The following is a 15591-nucleotide window of genomic DNA, read 5'->3' as shown; positions in this document are numbered from 1 at the left end:
TCATTAAATTGATTACTTTGCATTATAGCATTTTTAAAGCATTTTTTCCACGCTGAAATTAGTGCTGTCTTACTTGCGATATGTCAAAACCGCTTCTTTTATCTCATTTTCAATCGCATCTAAAAATTCTTTCTTAGAGGATTTACCCTGAGCAATATCCGATAATTCCATTTCCCACTTTGCTGTCGTTTCTGCCGACTTAAAGGTATCTGCTACAATCGTTACAAGGCTGATCCCCTTATGCGTTGCAATTAGATTCTTCTTATCTCTTTCGACAAATCTCTTAAAGATTAGATTTTCAATAATTCCTGCCCTTGTTGCCGGAGTGCCAAGACCTTTTCTTTCCACCTCTACACCTTTTTCTAAGGCATCATTTCCCGCAATCTCCATAGACTTTAAGAGCGTATCTTCAGTAAAGTGTTTCGGAGATTGGGTAAATTTTTCTTTAACCTCTTTATTTTCAACGCTCAAAACATCACCAACACTTACATCGGGCAATACAGCATCTTCACTCTTTTTTGATTTGTATTCTTTAAGGTATTTGCTAAAGCCTTCATCCTTAATTATCTTACCTGAACTTGTAAATTCAAAACCGTCAAATGAAGCTACAATCTTTGTTGTATTTTCAATAAGCGGATAGCCCACACTTGCGTGGAGCTTATTAGATATAAGCCTATATACCTTTGCTTCACTCTCAGGAATGCCTGATAAACCTTCACTCAGTGAGCTTACTGTCGGAATAATAGCGTGATGATCTGTAACCTTTTTAGAATCAAATACTACATTAATACGCTCTGTATCAAAGTCATTTTTACCCAAAATGTTATTGACCGTACTTACAATCATATCCTCTGTTAAACATCTGCTGTCTGTTCTTGGATAGGTGATGAGCTTTTTCTCATAAAGGCTTTGGGCATAATCAAGTGTCTGCTTGGCACTATATCCGAAATACTTATTGCACTCTCTTTGAAGTGTTGTAAGGTCAAAGGGTAAATCAGGTTTAGTAATCTTTTCTTTCTGAATGACATCGGTTATTTCAATATTATCGCCTATTAAATTAATAAGCTGCTCTGCGGTTATTTCATCACCAATTTTGTCTGTCGATAATGTAAAGCCGTTCATAGAAAGCTCTACTGTGTAATATTTTTCTTTCTGATAATTTGCTATCTCATCATCTCTTTTTACGATCATGGCAAGAGTAGGTGTCTGCACTCTGCCAACACTGTAATTTTGCTGATACAGACAAGAGTAGAGCCTACTAATATTCATTCCGACTAACCAATCCGCAATAGCTCTTGCCTGTGCCGATTCAAAGAGATTATCATAGTCTTTTCCGTCTGTTAGGTTATCAAAACCCTCTTTAATGGCACTATCTTCCATTGAAGAAATCCAAAGGCGTTTCATCTTCTTTTTACAATTCACTTGATTATATACAAGCCTAAAGATAGCTTCTCCCTCACGACCTGCGTCGCAGGCATTGATAACCATATCAATCTCTTTACCATTCATCAGCTTTTTAAGGATGTTAAACTGCTTCTTAGTTGCCTTTGCCACCTCATACTTATATTCTCTTGGAATAATCGGTAAGTCCGCCATATTCCACTTGGCGTACTTTTCATCATAAGCATCTGGATTTGCCATTTGAATTAGGTGTCCAACGCACCAGCTCACCCTATATCCGTTTCCTTCATAATATCCGTCTTTCTTTTTATTTGCTCCAATAACCTTTGCAATGGAGATTGCAACACTCGGCTTTTCTGCAATAACTAACTTCATCTGTGTTTTCCTCCTGTTATAAATCAAAATAGGGCGAAAGATGTTACTCTCCCGCCCTAACTTTGCACCCAAAATAATATGTTTTTAGGTGCGTTTATTCTTCATCTTCTACTTCATCTGCATCATTTATTTCTTCCTCGCTTTCAGATTCAGAAAAGAAATCATCATCTTCCTCCTCTAAGGCTTCAAGTTCTTTATCTTCTTTCTTTTTCACAACCTTAAAATAGTAGCCTGCTCCTAATGCTCCGCCTAATACAAGAAGCAAAATAATATAGGTTCCTAAATTACCCTTTTCGTCCTTCTTCTCAGGCTTTACTTCTTCCTTAACAGGTTCTTCTTTTACTACTTCCTGCTTTGGTGCTTCTTTTTTCTCCACCATGTTTAAGAGATCATCTTCAGATACTTCCGTAAGAAGCATTACATTCTCACTATCTTCATCATGATTGATGATTAAATAAAAGGTCTTACCGTTTTTCGTTTGAAAGGTAATAAACTGCCTTGCATCTGCCGAATACTGATCCGTTTCTTTGTTATCGCTGCTATCTCCATGATGAATCGGATACTCCTTATTTGCATTATCTTTATTCTCCGTAACGGATGCTCTCGCCTTTGACGGAGATGAAGCTACTCCCTTGTTGGTGTTTACACTCTTACTTGCAGACCCCATTGATGAATCCTGACTGTTATTCGCAGGAGCTTTTGCCGTCAACTTATTGGGATAGCGAACTTCCTTTTCTTTCTCCTTTACTTCCGTTTTGCCTTTGCCGGTATCCTTTGTAGTATTACCTGAGCTTACCGAATCCGATGAGCCTTTACCTGTACTACTTACAGAAGTCTGTGGTGTTTGAGGAGAAATACCTGAACTTGTCTTAATTCCGGAAATAGGACTAATCGGTGTAACTGATTGTGATGTTACAGGAGCTTTATTTGTTTCAGTTGCCTTTTTCTCAAGCTCTTTCACCTTTTCCGTCAGCTTATCTATTTCCTTTTTCATATCTTCTGATAAGTCCTTATTTCCCTTATCTTTCTTCATTTTTTCTTTCAGGCTATCAATTTCATCTTCAAGGTCTTTAATTTTATTCTTTTGCTTATCACTTAATTTGTCTTTGTCCTTAAGTTCGCAATTTAACTTATCAAGTTTATCCTGAAGCTCTTTTGCCTCTTTTTCTATTTTTGAAATATCGTCTTTAGAAAGCTCTGTCTGCGTTTCCTTATCCTTAACCTCTATCTTTGCTACCTTACGGATAATCTCATCTTTTCCATCTCCCTTTACCTCATAAAACAGAAATTCATCAATGAATTTCATATCATCTGGGAGCATTGGAAGATCTCCGCTATCAATAAGTTGTCCTTTCTCAGCCTTTATCTTTTCTTCCTTAAAGACCTTTTCATCTTCAAAGATATACCTTACATTTACTTCAACTTCCGTTTGAACAGCTTCGTTTTTTGTTGGAGCTTCAGATTTTTGCTCCTGTGCATAAACAACCGTCCAAAGACCTAAAATACAACTAATACTTACAATTACCGCAAGTGCTACCGTCCAAAACTTATTATTCTTTTTCAAACTGGTTTTCATTTGTTTTCTCCTTTTTCATTTCTGCTTTTTGTCTGTTTACCTTTGCCATCAAATCGCTGATTGTGATGTTATTCTTTCTGCAAATGGCAATGATTTCTTCATTTTCAAGCTCTTCTTCACGAATGAATAAAGGCTCCAATTCTTCATCAATCAGAGCCTTTTTATCCTTTAACTTCTTTATTCTGTTTTTTACTGCTATCAGTTCCTTTTTCAAATTGTTACCTCCTATTTCTTTACATTTGGCGGAAAACCGAATCCTACGGGATGGTGCTTACAAAATGTTGCTATCCAATCATCTAAGGTAGTTACTCTTATTCGACCGATGTTATCAATCACTTTTCCATCTCCAATGTAAATACCTACATGACCATAGGTAAGCCCTGCACTGCTTCCGCTACTGCTGCTTTCGACTGCCACAAGCATTCCGACCTTGAGCTTTGACCTGTCTGATGTAAAGGTATAGTTTCGGTACATATCACAGGCATTCCCGCCTATATATCCAAGTCCTGCATTTTGATAGACCTGTGATACCCACATGGCACACCAGCCTGCACCCGGAGATGGCGTAATGTATGCAGCATTAACAATCTTCTTTTGTACTTCCGTAGATGCCTCATACTCTTTTCCACCGCCGATACCTCCATTTGCACTGATAAGGTCAGAATTACCAAAGGCTTCTCCCATATTGCCTTGTGCAAGGAACAAGGCTTCATAGTGCTTTAGATTATCGGGATAGTTTGCAAAGACCTTTCGGATAATGCTGTCCATCTCTTTTTTATGAAGCGTTACGATGAGTTTTTTATACTCATAAGGTTCTTCGTGGCTTTCGGTATATTCATTGCCATCTTCATCGGTATAGGTTTTTGTAACCGTCCTGTATCTGATTTCAATTTCTTCCCTATACTCAAGGTCATACATGGAATCAAATAATTCTTTTAATATGGATTCTACTTCCGATACACTCTTTACCTCTCCACACCTTGATGTAATGTAGGATAAAAGCTCATGGACATTATGCCCGATATATTCTGTATTATTTAAGATATATTCATCATATCCGGGATAATTTTCTTTCACATGGTCAACTTCACTTTGAAGCTCAACCTCCATATCTGAAAATTTCTGATTGATTTCACTTAGGACATTTGGCTTTGATAAATAGCTTGTTGTAAGCACAGAGCTTGTAGAATTCATAAAGCCTGTCATTCCCGTTCCTGCAAAGTTAATCACAAAAGTCCCTAAGATAATGATACCTATGAAAATAAGCATTAGTCCTTTTGCTTTTCGGACAATCATATCCTTTGAGCTTTTCAGTGTTCCGATAAGTCCCTCTTTAATTCGATCTCTAAGCCTTGACTTATTCTCACGAGAAATTGCTGCCTTTACCTGATTTTTCTTTTGAAATCTTTTATATGCACTTGCTCTTTTATACTCATCCGTCTTTTTCAGTTCCTTTTTGGCATCACGAAATTCCAACTTTGACTTACGTTTTCTGATTTTATAGTCCTTATTTGTAAGGTCATAGCCTCTTTTAGCTCCTTTCTTATCAGAATATTTCTTTATGCCATGAATGAGTTTTGAGCTTGTATCTGCTGTCTTTTCTCCTGCCTCTACGCCTTGATTTTCATCACTTCCATGAGAAAGGTAGTCTCTTACCGTTTCACTTCCTTTGGCAAGTCCTGAAAGGGCAGATACCTTTACCATGTCTTTTTTTAGCTTTTTCTTTTGGTCTTTTGATAGACTGCTATACTCTTTTTCGCCTGCAACATCTTTCCCTGTCTTTTTACCTTCAGATTTATTTTCCTTTGGCACATCTTCCTTTTTTCTTGTATAAAGGCTATCGGTGTAGTTTTTTCTCTTATAATTTTTCTTTTGAGCCTTATGATTTTTAGAGGAACTTCCAATAAACTCATCTTTTTTATGGAGATTGTCATCTACATCATAGGTTGATTCAAAGTAGTCGCTATCCCTAAAGTCATTATCATACCTGTCTATGATTCCATCATTATCAAGGTCTTGTCCCAAAGGATCATAGATTTTTTCATCCTTAACCTCCGTAATATAATCTGATCTTCCCGTTTCAATTGCGGAATTTACGTCTCCCTTATCTGAATCTCTATATTTTTCGTTTCTCTTGGATGTTCCATAAGACTTTTCATTATCAGCACTTACCTTACTTGTTTTTTCATGCACTTTATCCTGAAACCGTTCTTTCTCATGAACGATTTTACCTCTGTAATCATCGGTATCCTTTAGCTTACTTTCTTCAGGTATAATGTTTGTTTCACTATGGAGCATTTCTTTTTCAATGCTTGCCTTGTGCCTTTCCTTAAAGTCCTTTTTCAGCTTCTTTCCCATAGGCTACCTCACTTCTTCCGGCTTGGTAGTCATCTTCTGATAAAGGATTGTATCTTTCGGAAACTTATCAAGGAAAGGCACAATGGTATTTCCAAAGAACAGTAGTCCCTCACCCTCATTAGAGTTAGTTACATACCTAAGCTGAGGAAGTGAGATTTTAAGTTTCCTTGCTAAGATTTCTCTATCTCCTGAAGCCTGATTTAACATTAAGACAAAGTCCGTATTATCAAAGATATTTTCAATTTCCTTACTCATAAGTAGGTCTTTGACATTTTGCGTGATACCTGTCGGGATACCTCCCCATTTTCTAAAACGCTTCCAAATCTCAACCGAATACGATGCTGTCTGCTCATCTTTTAAAAGTAAATGAAACTCGTCGATATAGTACCTTGTAGACTTGTTTCCTCTGTTTTGTGACACCTTATTCCACACCTGATCCTGAATAACAAGCATACCGATTTTCTTTAGCTGACTTCCAAGTTCTTTAATATCAAAACAAAGGAGCTTCTTATTTAAGTCCACATTTGACCTGTGATTAAAGACATTAAGAGAACCTGATACATAGATTTCCATCTCTGTTGCCAGCTTCTTACCAACCTTTTCTTCCTGTCCTTTTAACATATCGTATAGGTCTTGCAGTATTGGCATATTACAAGGCTCTGGGTTTTCAAAATACTTTTCATAAATTTTAGGCAGGCATCTATCTATAACGGACTTTTCTTCTGCCGTAAGACCACTGCCACCTACTACAAGCTCAAGCATACTCATGATAAAGTTTGCCTTGTCTTTAAGAGGTGCGTCCCCATCTCCATAATTTGAATTTATATCAAGGGGATTCAGGTAATCCTTTGACTTACTGCTGACCTTAATGACTTCTCCCTTAAACTGCCTTACAAGGTTTCCATACTCTCCTTCCGGATCGCAGATAATCACATCATCATCTGTTACTAAAATCGCATTTGCCATTTCTCTTTTGGCACTAAAGGATTTACCGCTGCCCGGAGTTCCGAGGATTAGACCGTTTGGGTTCTTTAATTTCTTTCTATCTGCCATAATCAGGTTATGGCTTAGGGCATTTAGTCCGTAGTAAAGACTATTACTTGAATTGATAAAAAGCTCCTCTGTGGTAAATGGCATAAATACTGCCGTTGATGAGCTTGTCAATCCTCTATCTATCTCAATCTTATTTACACCAAGAGGCAGCACGCTCACTAAACCTTGTTCTTGAGAATGGTCAAGTCTTTTCAGCTTACAGTTATGCTTTGATGCTGTATAAATAAAGTTGACATCTTATTCTCAAGGATTTCATTATAATTTAAGAGAATAAGGAGGCGTTTACGGTGGCAACTAACAGACAGTACGATCAGGAGTACAAAATCCAGGCAGTTAAGCTGGCAAAAGAGATTGGCCAGGCAAAAGCTGCACGTGAACTAGGCATCCCCAAAAACACGCTCTATACATGGATACGCGCTAATAGGCTCGGAAATCTGGATCTTGGAGCGGGATCCCAGACCCCCAAAAGTGCTATGACCCTGAATGAGGAGCTGATCACCTTACGTAAGCAGGTCAAAGATCAGGATAAGGAAATTCGTCGTCTTAAAGAAGAAAACGAGTTCCTGGAGGAAGCCAGCGCTTTTTTTGCCGCGAGCCGTCTGAAGTCAGCAAAAATGAAAGACTGAAATATATCACTGTTAAGACAGAAGGCGGCATGATTAAAGGGAAACTTACATTCTACTGTCGGATGCTCCATGTGAGCCGCCAGGCATTCTATAAATACCTGCAACGTAAGGATCGGCCTTGGAAATATCAGAAGCTGGCCGATGCTATGCGGGATATCCTAAAGGAAGATGAATGTAATGATACCTATGGTCGTTCCAGGATGCGTGACGCTCTTCTGCAGAAGAAGCCGAAGGATATCGATATCCCGAGTGAGCGGACCGTCTATCGAGTAATGGAAGAAATCGGCATCAGTCATCGTCCAAAGCGTAAGCCAAATGGAATAACGAAAGCCGACAAGGCTGCTCGTAAATCGGATGATCTGCTCAAGCGGGATTTCAGGTCAACAGAGCCACTGACAAAATGTGTTACGGACATAACCGAAATCAAGGCAAGTGATGGTAAACTCTATGTTTCTGCTATGTTTGACTGCTTCGATCTGGCTGTCTTAGGACTGGCAATGGCTACCAACATGAAGGCCCCGTTGTGTGCCCGAACCCTGAGGAATGCTCATAAGGCTTACCCGGAGATCGAAGGTGCGATCTGCCATAGCGATCGCGGAGTACAGTACACCAGTGATTGCTACCGTAGAGCCGTCCAGGACTGCCATATAACACAGAGCATGAACAGTGATGGTGGCCGTTGCCATGATAATGCTCGTTGCGAGAGCATGTGGGCGAGAATGAAATCTGAACTCTTATATGATCGCTATGATACCGAGAAGATGACTGTAACAGAGCTAAAAGAGCTTATCTGGCGTTACTACATGAGCTACTGGAATAACCGTCGAATCTGTTCCGCAAATGATGGCCTTCCACCCATGGTCAAGAGACAACAATACTATTCATCTTTACAGGAATCAGCTTAGGGTTGTAAATCCTTGAGGAAAATCTGTCAACCATTATTGACAATATCAAGGCATAAGCCCCATGCCTTGGTATAATAGATTCAACGAACAACCAATCACACCTTAGAGGACTTACGCCATGTCTATTGTATCATCTGAAGCCGACAGCAAAAGGGAAATTTCAAACTCGATCTCACTAGAACTCCTTTCGTCCAGCGGACTTTATTTTTGTACAATTATACTTTTATTTTGGACGAAAACCCAATCTGTTGGATAAAAAGATCCTGCAGTCTCCAGTGCAAAAACAAGGGTTGGACAGGAAATCTCTTTCCCATCCGGCCGGATTGCTATATGACGCGAGTTCAAAATATTTTCATCGATCTTATTCTAAACGAAATGTCTGTTTTGATTTCATGGCCGAACTAAAATCCTCAAATTTTACGTGCTGCAGGGCAATTCCCGCCTCGTCTGCAAAGCTTACAATCGCGTATAATGCCTGATCATAGTTCTCACCTGTTTCTATGTTATACTCAAAAGCGTCAATGAACCTATTGAGCATAACTCTTTGTCGCTCCTCACATTCCTGCACCCTCTTGAAAAACTCTTCATGTGCTTCCTTAGTCTGGCGCGTTGATTCTTCCAGAATCGCAGCAAGACAATTGTATTCAACCGCATTTAAATTAGCATTTCTGATAATTTCACGTGTGGCGATAATCACATAGCTTGCCGTTGTATACACTGCTATAGGGATAAACGGACGAACAGAGGCCCCCATTATTGCGGTCACAGCTTTCGTGTAGTAAATAGTAGTCGCTGCTTTCGCTGTAGTGTCCACTAATTCGTCTCTTAATTGTTCAGCTGAAATTTCCCCTCTGGCATAAGAGTATAGTGCAACTCCCCCATCAATGATCCCTCCAGCCATAACAGTTGCAGACATCGAATCGCTGAGCAATGCACTCCCGGCCTTGACCCCTTTATATCTGATGACAGTACTTAAAGCACCTGTTGCACCACCTCGTATACCACTTTTTATCGCATCAGCCCCAACATCATGGAAAGCTTCTGCAAGTTCTTTGTTATCATTGAAAACAGCAAACATGTTTGTTATACCAGATGCAATTCCCCCTGTCACCATACTGGCTGCTGCCATATTGGAAGCGGACGCCCTGATTTCTCTTGCAACTTGAGCTTTTTCATATGCGCCTGCATAGGCATTCGGATTGTCATATGCCCTCTGAAGATCATCTAAAGTAGTACCTCCGGAACTTACATTGCCGTAATGAAGCTCATCCGTCAGATTCTCAGTAACATCCTTATAATCTTCCTGATAAATATTCCCTTCTATTCCACTTCGGTTCTCTGCAAGACTTTTTGCTTTTTTTAGAAGCGTTGTTTCTTTTCCTATTGCAGGATCCACATAATGGTTTTCTTTTCTAATAAGCCGCTGCATACCCCTGTATTTTTGTTTTCTCTGCATGGAGACAGAATCAGCGGCAGCATGCTTAGAATCGCTGAATTTCGCCTGAACCTGGCGTACAATTTTACCATTTTTTACAATCTTGAATATACACTCTAAGTGCAACAATTAAAAAATGACTCATAGCCTTGGTATAATGGTGTTTGCTAAGACATCCAAAATCCAAGGAGGAACTATGAGTCATTACAAACATCTTACACCAATTGAGAGAGAAAAGATATTTCTTCTCCACTCTCAGAATAAAACATTGACCTATATAGCCAAGACTATTCATCGTGATAAGTCAACAGTCTCCAGAGAAATAGCTCGCAACAGCTATAAGGGAGCTTATTCACCAAGTGTAGCTCATACTAAATATTTGAAACGTCGTACCAACTGCAAACCTAAACTCAAACTCTCTAATCCTAAAATATTCAAATATGTTAGAGATAAGTTTCTAAAATTAAAATGGTCACCTGAACAAATATGTGGTCGGCTAAAACTGGAGAAATCCGAGCGATATATCAGTTATGCAACAATATATCGTGCTATATATTCTGGAATGTTTGACACTGACAAGGAACGTGCTTCGAATGGTAATCGTGGTGCCATCCGCAAACTTCGTCATCGTGGGAAATCACGACATGCACAATGGTACATTGAAAAACGCGGGAAAATTCCAATCAGCAACAATATTTCAGATAGACCTAAGGAAGCTAATAACCGAATCCGCATAGGAGATTGGGAAGCCGATACGGTTATTGGCAAGAGAGGCGGGGCTTGCCTTGTTACTCTGGTTGACAGAAAGAGTCGTTTTCTTCTAAGTTCTAAAGCCAAGAAGAAAGATTCTGTGTCTGTAAGAGATACTATGATTTCCTGTCTTACAGGGCAACCTTGTCACTCAATTACACCTGATCGAGGCATGGAATTTGCGAAACACGCTGAAATTTCCCTTTGCACTCGAAAAGGTTAAATTTTATTTTCCGCTGCCACATCATCCTTGGCAACGAGGAACAAATGAAAATACAAATGGACTTCTTAGAGAGTATTTTCCTAAGAGTTACGACCTTGATGATGTGACAGAAGAATATATACAAAGCAAAGTGGATGAAATGAACAAACGACCACGAAAATGCCTTGGATTCAAAACACCCTATGAAGTCTATCATTCAATCGTGTTGCACTTAGCTTGACAATTCAAGATTTCGATATCCGCCGGATCGGCAGGTCGACCATCGGCTGCAGTTACCACAGCCCCAAGATCACTCCTATTACGGGCAGCATTCTGATTAAACTTCGCTGCCTCAATATATTCAAATAAATTCCCTTTTGCCTGGTCGAACGCAACATTATGCTTCTCTTCGGCAACCTTTTTAAAAAGATCCATTCCTTTTATTGCAGAATTGGTTGCACGCTGCTCATTTTCCGATGCAAAGTCTCCAATAAAAGTCCCCACTTTACTGGCGGCATCTTTCGTGACTTTATGAAATAAAGACATTACTAGACCCCCATCAAAATATGCATCATAACAACAAAGGCCAATGCTGATATACAGCGAACTTTTCTCCATGTGTAGAGTTTACTTGCAGGCATATCTCTGAATTTGAAGAAAATTGGAAATGCTATGACGGCCCCTCCAATAAATATTATTTTACTTACTATTCCTGTACCAAGTGCAATTGCACAGACTATAAAAATTACCACCTGTGCGAAGCCCAATACGGTCATATTGTTAGCCGAGGATCGCCAAAGCAAATCCGCGGCCTTGGCATCATCCCCCGACATTTTATATGTATCCTTTCTGAACTGTTTATACTCTTTATCCGCAACAGATAGTACCTTCCCCGCATCAGAAGACACCTCCCCTTTTGAAGTCATAATCGGAGTAGAAAGTACATGATAATATATCTGAGCCATTAGCCAAGATAGATGAAGCGTCTTTTGTTCGACATTTGTCAGCGTATTAAAATCAATTTGCTCACCACTGGGCATCGGATGAGCACCCCTGATTCTTTCCATTTCTCTTATAAAGGGTTTGAATTTCTTGTTTAGCTTCTGAATGAAATTGGAATAATTGTCTGACATCTTCTCAATTCCATTCATCCCAGTAGTCATTACGTCCATTTTCGCAGCAGCATCTTTAGCCTCTGCGTTTATTTTTTTTGCTTCCGCAAGTTTTTCCTTGGCTTTCGAACTTCCAATAACAGCGGCAATCGCGATCACAGGAGCCACAACTAAACCAGCCAAAACTACTTTCCCGCCAACGATGCCCAAGCCTCCTGCAGCCTTTGCTCCTCCCCCGAACCATGCGAGAGTCGCATTGGTCTTTGCTGCTCCCGACAGAGCAGCTATTGCCGTCCCTGTCGAAGCAGCACCAAACATCATTGCGCCACCATAAGACGCAATTCCTACAAGCGCACCAGTTCCGATCGCAGCCGCCCCTACCTTTGCAACTTCTGTTGCCGTAAGAGAAGCCTGTTCCATGTTGACAATGATTTCTTTTGGTTCTTCATCGCTTCCGATGAAGTTCATGTTTGTATCGACAGTTTGGACAACTTCAATATTATTGAACGCCTTAAAATTATCCACAAAGGAGTTCATCCCATCAGACCACGCTTTAACTTTTACCTTTCCGAGCTTTTCAAGTGATTTGGTTGTCTTCTTTTTTTGACTTTCGAATTTGTCCTTTGATTGATCATATGTGGTTTGCGCTTCATTCAAAAGATTTTCAATTTCTTCTTTATGAGTAAGCGGCTCGAGAAGTCCCATAACATCTCCTTGTTTTCAACTCTATTATTGTTCTCTACTTAACAAATCATACCCTACACTATGACTATGATTTTCTCAATATATCTTCCACTCTTCGCTCGGCTTCTCTGACCCGTGGTGAATTGCAATCTGAGTTTCTACCCCCTCCTCTTAGTCGCTAGAAGTCAATTCTTCCGAAAGAACTAAAATAGCTACTGGGGGTCTTGTCCTGTTGCTCTGACTAGAACAGGAGGATCAAATGGCTAAATACAAACAATTAACTCATACTCAGCTTTCCGTTCTTCAACCAGCCGCTTTCTCTCGGCGCACAGTTTGTTGATTGTGGAAAGTTTTGTTCCTTCCGGCAGAACGTCAAACGCATTCTTCGTAGCCGACGCCTTTGCCCAGAAAATCTAGCCGCTTTGCGAGGCACAGTGCCGCCGTCTTGCCCTTGTTTACGTGTAATACAGGCATATTTACAAATTTGCATCCAAAGCAGGTGTTCTATGCGCTGCCGAATTTCTGGAGCATAGTATGGAGCCAGTTGCTTACCGGCTCCATCCGCTTACACCGCTGGCGATGACGCCGCCATCCATCAATCTTTTGCTCATGAGGAACGCCACCGGAAACGGGCAGTTTTTCGATCTGGATGACAGATGCGCCTTGGCGTGCAGCTGCGATTGCAGCGATGCAGCCGGCCGTACCAGCACCGGCAACCAAAACATCCGTTTCCAGAACAGGAAGCTGTACAGTAGGTGCATCTGCTGCGCTGGACTGTTTTTAAGGAGAAATGGTTCAAAGAAAATAGTAAATACAGGAGAAATCAGAGAATGACGTTGATCTGATGGCCTTCCATCCATTTGGCGAGATTATCAAAGACAATCTCAGCTCGGAGACTCATAGACTGCTGCGTGGCAAATGCGACATGAGGAGTTACAAGGCAGTTGGGGGCATGCAGGATGGGAGAGGCGGTGTCCAGCGGCGGCTCTTTATCAAAGACATCAATGGCAGCACCGGCAATCACACCGTTTTCAAGTGCTACGGCGAGGTCTTTTCCCGCGACAACAGGGCCGCGCGCAACATTGACCAGAAGAGCGGTGGGTTTCATCATCGCAAGCTTTTCTGCGTTGATCATGCCACGGGTGGAATCATTCAGCGGGCAATGCAGAACAACGATGTCCGAGCGGCGGAGTAATTCGTCCTGAGTGACCTGCTCGATGTATCCTGCAACGCCATCATGGTGCGTACGGCTCTGAGCCAGAACATTAGCCCCAAATGCGTGGAACAGTTCGCCAGTCCGGGTACCGATTTTGCCAAAACCGATAATACCGACCGTTTTGCCCTTAATCTCCCAGCCGACAAGACCAGTCTTGTCCTTTCCTTCACGGCAGCGGTCTTCCACACTGCGGAGATTCCGGGCAAGAGAAAGAGTCGTACCGATGACCAGCTCGGAAACTGCCTCATTGGAGTAACCGGAAGCGTTGCTAACGGCGATATTCTTCTCCTTGGCAGCATCCAGACCAACATGATCCACACCGGTAAAAGCAACATCGATAAACTTGAGCTTATCACATTTGCGCAGGACATCGGCTGGCATCGGCATATTGGCAAGGATCATGGCATCTGCATCCTTGGCTTCTTCGACCAGCTGGGCGGAATCGGTGGTTTTGGGATAGTCCACAAACACATGTCCCTGTGCTTCAAAAGGTGCTTTGCGGGCGGCAAGCTCTTCGGCAGAGATGCCAAGGGATTCCATAATTACGATTTTGCTCATAATAAAAACCTTCTTTCAATGCAGTTGAATGACAATGAATTTGTGCGGGGAGTTTTTGCCTTAAAACACACCTATTCTTACCCTTGTGCGTTTTTGGAAACAGGTAAAAGACCTTACTCCTACCTATAATATAATATGCAAACTCACAGATTTGATGATCGCTTCTAGATTTCGCTCTGAGGGAACAAGTCTGAAATTCCATCGTCTCGACTCTAATGCTGCCGAAATTGATATTTACCTTTGCCATGTCCCGACACAGATTCAATGACTCCATATTCCACCATTGCCCTCAGAAGATCAGAGGCTCTGGATGCTTTAATATCAACCACCTTCATCACATCTGAGCGTCCAAAGATCGTCTGACCCGGAAATGCTTCACGAAGTTTCAAAATATGACTTGCTGTTTTCGTCTGGAATGATTTTTCAATGTCCAGTTTTAACGTCTCAATGTCCGGTTTTTTAATTTCAATGTCCGGTTTTTCTGTTTCTTTAAATGTTCCACTAATATGCAATGTCCGGTTATGAAGAGGATGATTCTCGTTCAGAAGGAGATTGCGAAGAAACAGTTCAAGATATTCTATCGTCTCATGAATACCATTTTTCAGATCGTTATAGTTTGCGCAGACGAGTGAATTGCGGAAATACCAAGCATTCTCTGCAAAGATGTCATTCGTCACATCAAAGCCCAGCGTGCGCAGATACTTGATGAAGAATACCGCAGTCGTTCTGGTATTGCCCTCGGCAAAAATATGGATCTGCCACAGTCTGGAAACGAAAAACGCAAGATGATGAATGATCTCGTCCATCGAGAGATTCCTATAAGAAAATTTCTTCTCTTCCGAGAAATCATAATCCAGTGTCGCTCGCAGCTCCGTAGCGCTTCCATAAAGCACAGTTGCTCCATTCAGCACCCATTCTTTCTTTGTAATGTTGTAATCCCGAATTCGCCCTGCATGGGAATAGATACCGGTAAATAGCTTTCTATGAATAGAGAGATACTCATTCGGCGTGAAACTAAAGGCACGCTCGGAAAGCAGCGCAGCAATCCGTGCGGAAACCTTGTCGGCTTCCTCGGTGCGGTCTGACGCATCACGGGTAGGATTCTCCTCGTAATAGATCTGTAAAAGCGCATTTGCCTCTTCAAAGGAAATCTCCCCCTCGATATTCCGGACGGCAGTATGCACAAGATATTCTGATGTCTTTAGCCCGTCAACCGCCTGCAGGCCAATGGCTGTATGCCATGCATAGCCCTTGTCTCGCTTTGCCGGTTCAGATTCTTTGATATACTCTTCAAATGGATCCTTGTTCACTCCACTCCACCTCGTTGTTCAAATGCTTGA

The 15591-nt window shown here is 41.1% G+C and carries 12 protein-coding genes and 2 pseudogenes; 3 read left to right on the top strand and 11 right to left on the bottom strand.

From position 1 onward, the window contains the following. Positions 1–69: 69 nt before the first annotated feature. The 5 genes and pseudogenes from GCWU000342_RS08395 to GCWU000342_RS08375 all read right to left on the bottom strand — a co-directional run. Complete coding sequence (locus GCWU000342_RS08395) at positions 70–1776, bottom strand: DNA topoisomerase 3 (protein ID WP_006906961.1); 1707 nt, start codon at positions 1774–1776, stop codon at positions 70–72. Between the two features lie 94 nt (positions 1777–1870). After that, positions 1871–3352, bottom strand: a complete 1482-nt coding sequence (locus GCWU000342_RS08390; RefSeq protein ID WP_006906960.1) for a CD1107 family mobile element protein — start codon at positions 3350–3352, stop codon at positions 1871–1873. Beyond that, entirely contained in the window at positions 3327–3566 is a 240-nt protein-coding gene (locus GCWU000342_RS08385; RefSeq protein WP_004804465.1) for a hypothetical protein, read from the bottom strand. The genes GCWU000342_RS08390 and GCWU000342_RS08385 overlap by 26 nt, the downstream gene beginning before the upstream one ends. 11 nt (positions 3567–3577) lie before the next feature. Beyond that, positions 3578–5710 (bottom strand): CHAP domain-containing protein, encoded by a 2133-nt coding sequence (locus GCWU000342_RS08380; protein WP_006906959.1) that lies wholly within the window; start codon positions 5708–5710, stop codon positions 3578–3580. Between the two features lie 3 nt (positions 5711–5713). Continuing rightward, positions 5714–6979 (bottom strand): annotated as a pseudogene (locus tag GCWU000342_RS08375) (VirB4-like conjugal transfer ATPase, CD1110 family); the annotation flags it as partial. Positions 6980–7050: 71 nt separating this feature from the next. Between GCWU000342_RS08375 and GCWU000342_RS08370 the strand changes: the two are divergent. Together GCWU000342_RS08370 and GCWU000342_RS08365 are read left to right on the top strand one after the other, a co-directional pair. Beyond that, entirely contained in the window at positions 7051–7389 is a 339-nt protein-coding gene (locus GCWU000342_RS08370; protein WP_006905209.1) for a transposase, read from the top strand. Between the two features lie 29 nt (positions 7390–7418). Then, positions 7419–8294 carry an IS3 family transposase gene (locus GCWU000342_RS08365; protein WP_006905210.1) on the top strand — a complete coding sequence of 292 codons (876 nt, stop codon included), beginning with the start codon at positions 7419–7421 and terminating at the stop codon, positions 8292–8294. Positions 8295–8655: 361 nt separating this feature from the next. Here GCWU000342_RS08365 and GCWU000342_RS08360 read toward each other — a convergent pair whose 3' ends face one another. After that, positions 8656–9858 carry a hypothetical protein gene (locus GCWU000342_RS08360; RefSeq protein ID WP_006906957.1) on the bottom strand — a complete coding sequence of 401 codons (1203 nt, stop codon included), beginning with the start codon at positions 9856–9858 and terminating at the stop codon, positions 8656–8658. A 67-nt stretch (positions 9859–9925) separates the two neighbouring features. On the opposite strand from GCWU000342_RS08360, the pseudogene GCWU000342_RS08355 reads away from it, so the two are divergent. After that, positions 9926–10922, top strand: a pseudogene (locus GCWU000342_RS08355) (IS30 family transposase). On the opposite strand, the gene GCWU000342_RS08350 reads toward GCWU000342_RS08355, so the two are convergent. From GCWU000342_RS08350 to GCWU000342_RS08335, 5 genes are all read right to left on the bottom strand, one after another. After that, complete coding sequence (locus GCWU000342_RS08350; protein WP_006906954.1) at positions 10895–11227, bottom strand: hypothetical protein; 333 nt, start codon at positions 11225–11227, stop codon at positions 10895–10897. The pseudogene GCWU000342_RS08355 and the gene GCWU000342_RS08350 overlap by 28 nt on opposite strands. A gap of 2 nt (positions 11228–11229) precedes the next feature. After that, positions 11230–12498: a hypothetical protein gene (locus GCWU000342_RS10020; protein WP_006906953.1), complete on the bottom strand. Its 1269-nt coding sequence runs from the start codon at positions 12496–12498 to the stop codon at positions 11230–11232. A 483-nt stretch (positions 12499–12981) separates the two neighbouring features. Next, complete coding sequence (locus GCWU000342_RS11010; protein WP_242649998.1) at positions 12982–13197, bottom strand: FAD-dependent oxidoreductase; 216 nt, start codon at positions 13195–13197, stop codon at positions 12982–12984. 103 nt (positions 13198–13300) lie between these two features. Further along, a complete protein-coding gene (locus tag GCWU000342_RS08340; protein WP_006906951.1) occupies positions 13301–14251 on the bottom strand; it encodes an NAD(P)-dependent oxidoreductase in 951 nt (316 codons plus the stop codon). Positions 14252–14463: 212 nt separating this feature from the next. Next, positions 14464–15561 (bottom strand): Fic family protein, encoded by a 1098-nt coding sequence (locus tag GCWU000342_RS08335; RefSeq protein ID WP_006906950.1) that lies wholly within the window; start codon positions 15559–15561, stop codon positions 14464–14466. Between the last annotated feature and the right edge of the window lie 30 nt (positions 15562–15591).

Source organism: Shuttleworthella satelles DSM 14600 (assembly GCF_000160115.1).
GTDB lineage: Bacteria > Bacillota > Clostridia > Lachnospirales > Lachnospiraceae > Shuttleworthia > Shuttleworthia satelles.
This window is presented reverse-complemented; position numbering and strand designations above follow the sequence as displayed.

Excerpts from the sequence above, each read along its gene's own strand:
- GCWU000342_RS08395 (WP_006906961.1), bottom strand. The coding sequence starts at position 1,776 with ATGAAGTTAGTTATTGCAGAAAAGCCGAGTGTTGCAATCTCCATTGCA.
- GCWU000342_RS08390 (WP_006906960.1), bottom strand. The coding sequence starts at position 3,352 with ATGAAAACCAGTTTGAAAAAGAATAATAAGTTTTGGACGGTAGCACTT.
- GCWU000342_RS08380 (WP_006906959.1), bottom strand. The coding sequence starts at position 5,710 with ATGGGAAAGAAGCTGAAAAAGGACTTTAAGGAAAGGCACAAGGCAAGC.
- GCWU000342_RS08365 (WP_006905210.1), top strand. The coding sequence starts at position 7,419 with ATGATTAAAGGGAAACTTACATTCTACTGTCGGATGCTCCATGTGAGC.
- GCWU000342_RS08350 (WP_006906954.1), bottom strand. The coding sequence starts at position 11,227 with ATGTCTTTATTTCATAAAGTCACGAAAGATGCCGCCAGTAAAGTGGGG.
- GCWU000342_RS10020 (WP_006906953.1), bottom strand. The coding sequence starts at position 12,498 with ATGGGACTTCTCGAGCCGCTTACTCATAAAGAAGAAATTGAAAATCTT.
- GCWU000342_RS08340 (WP_006906951.1), bottom strand. The coding sequence starts at position 14,251 with ATGAGCAAAATCGTAATTATGGAATCCCTTGGCATCTCTGCCGAAGAG.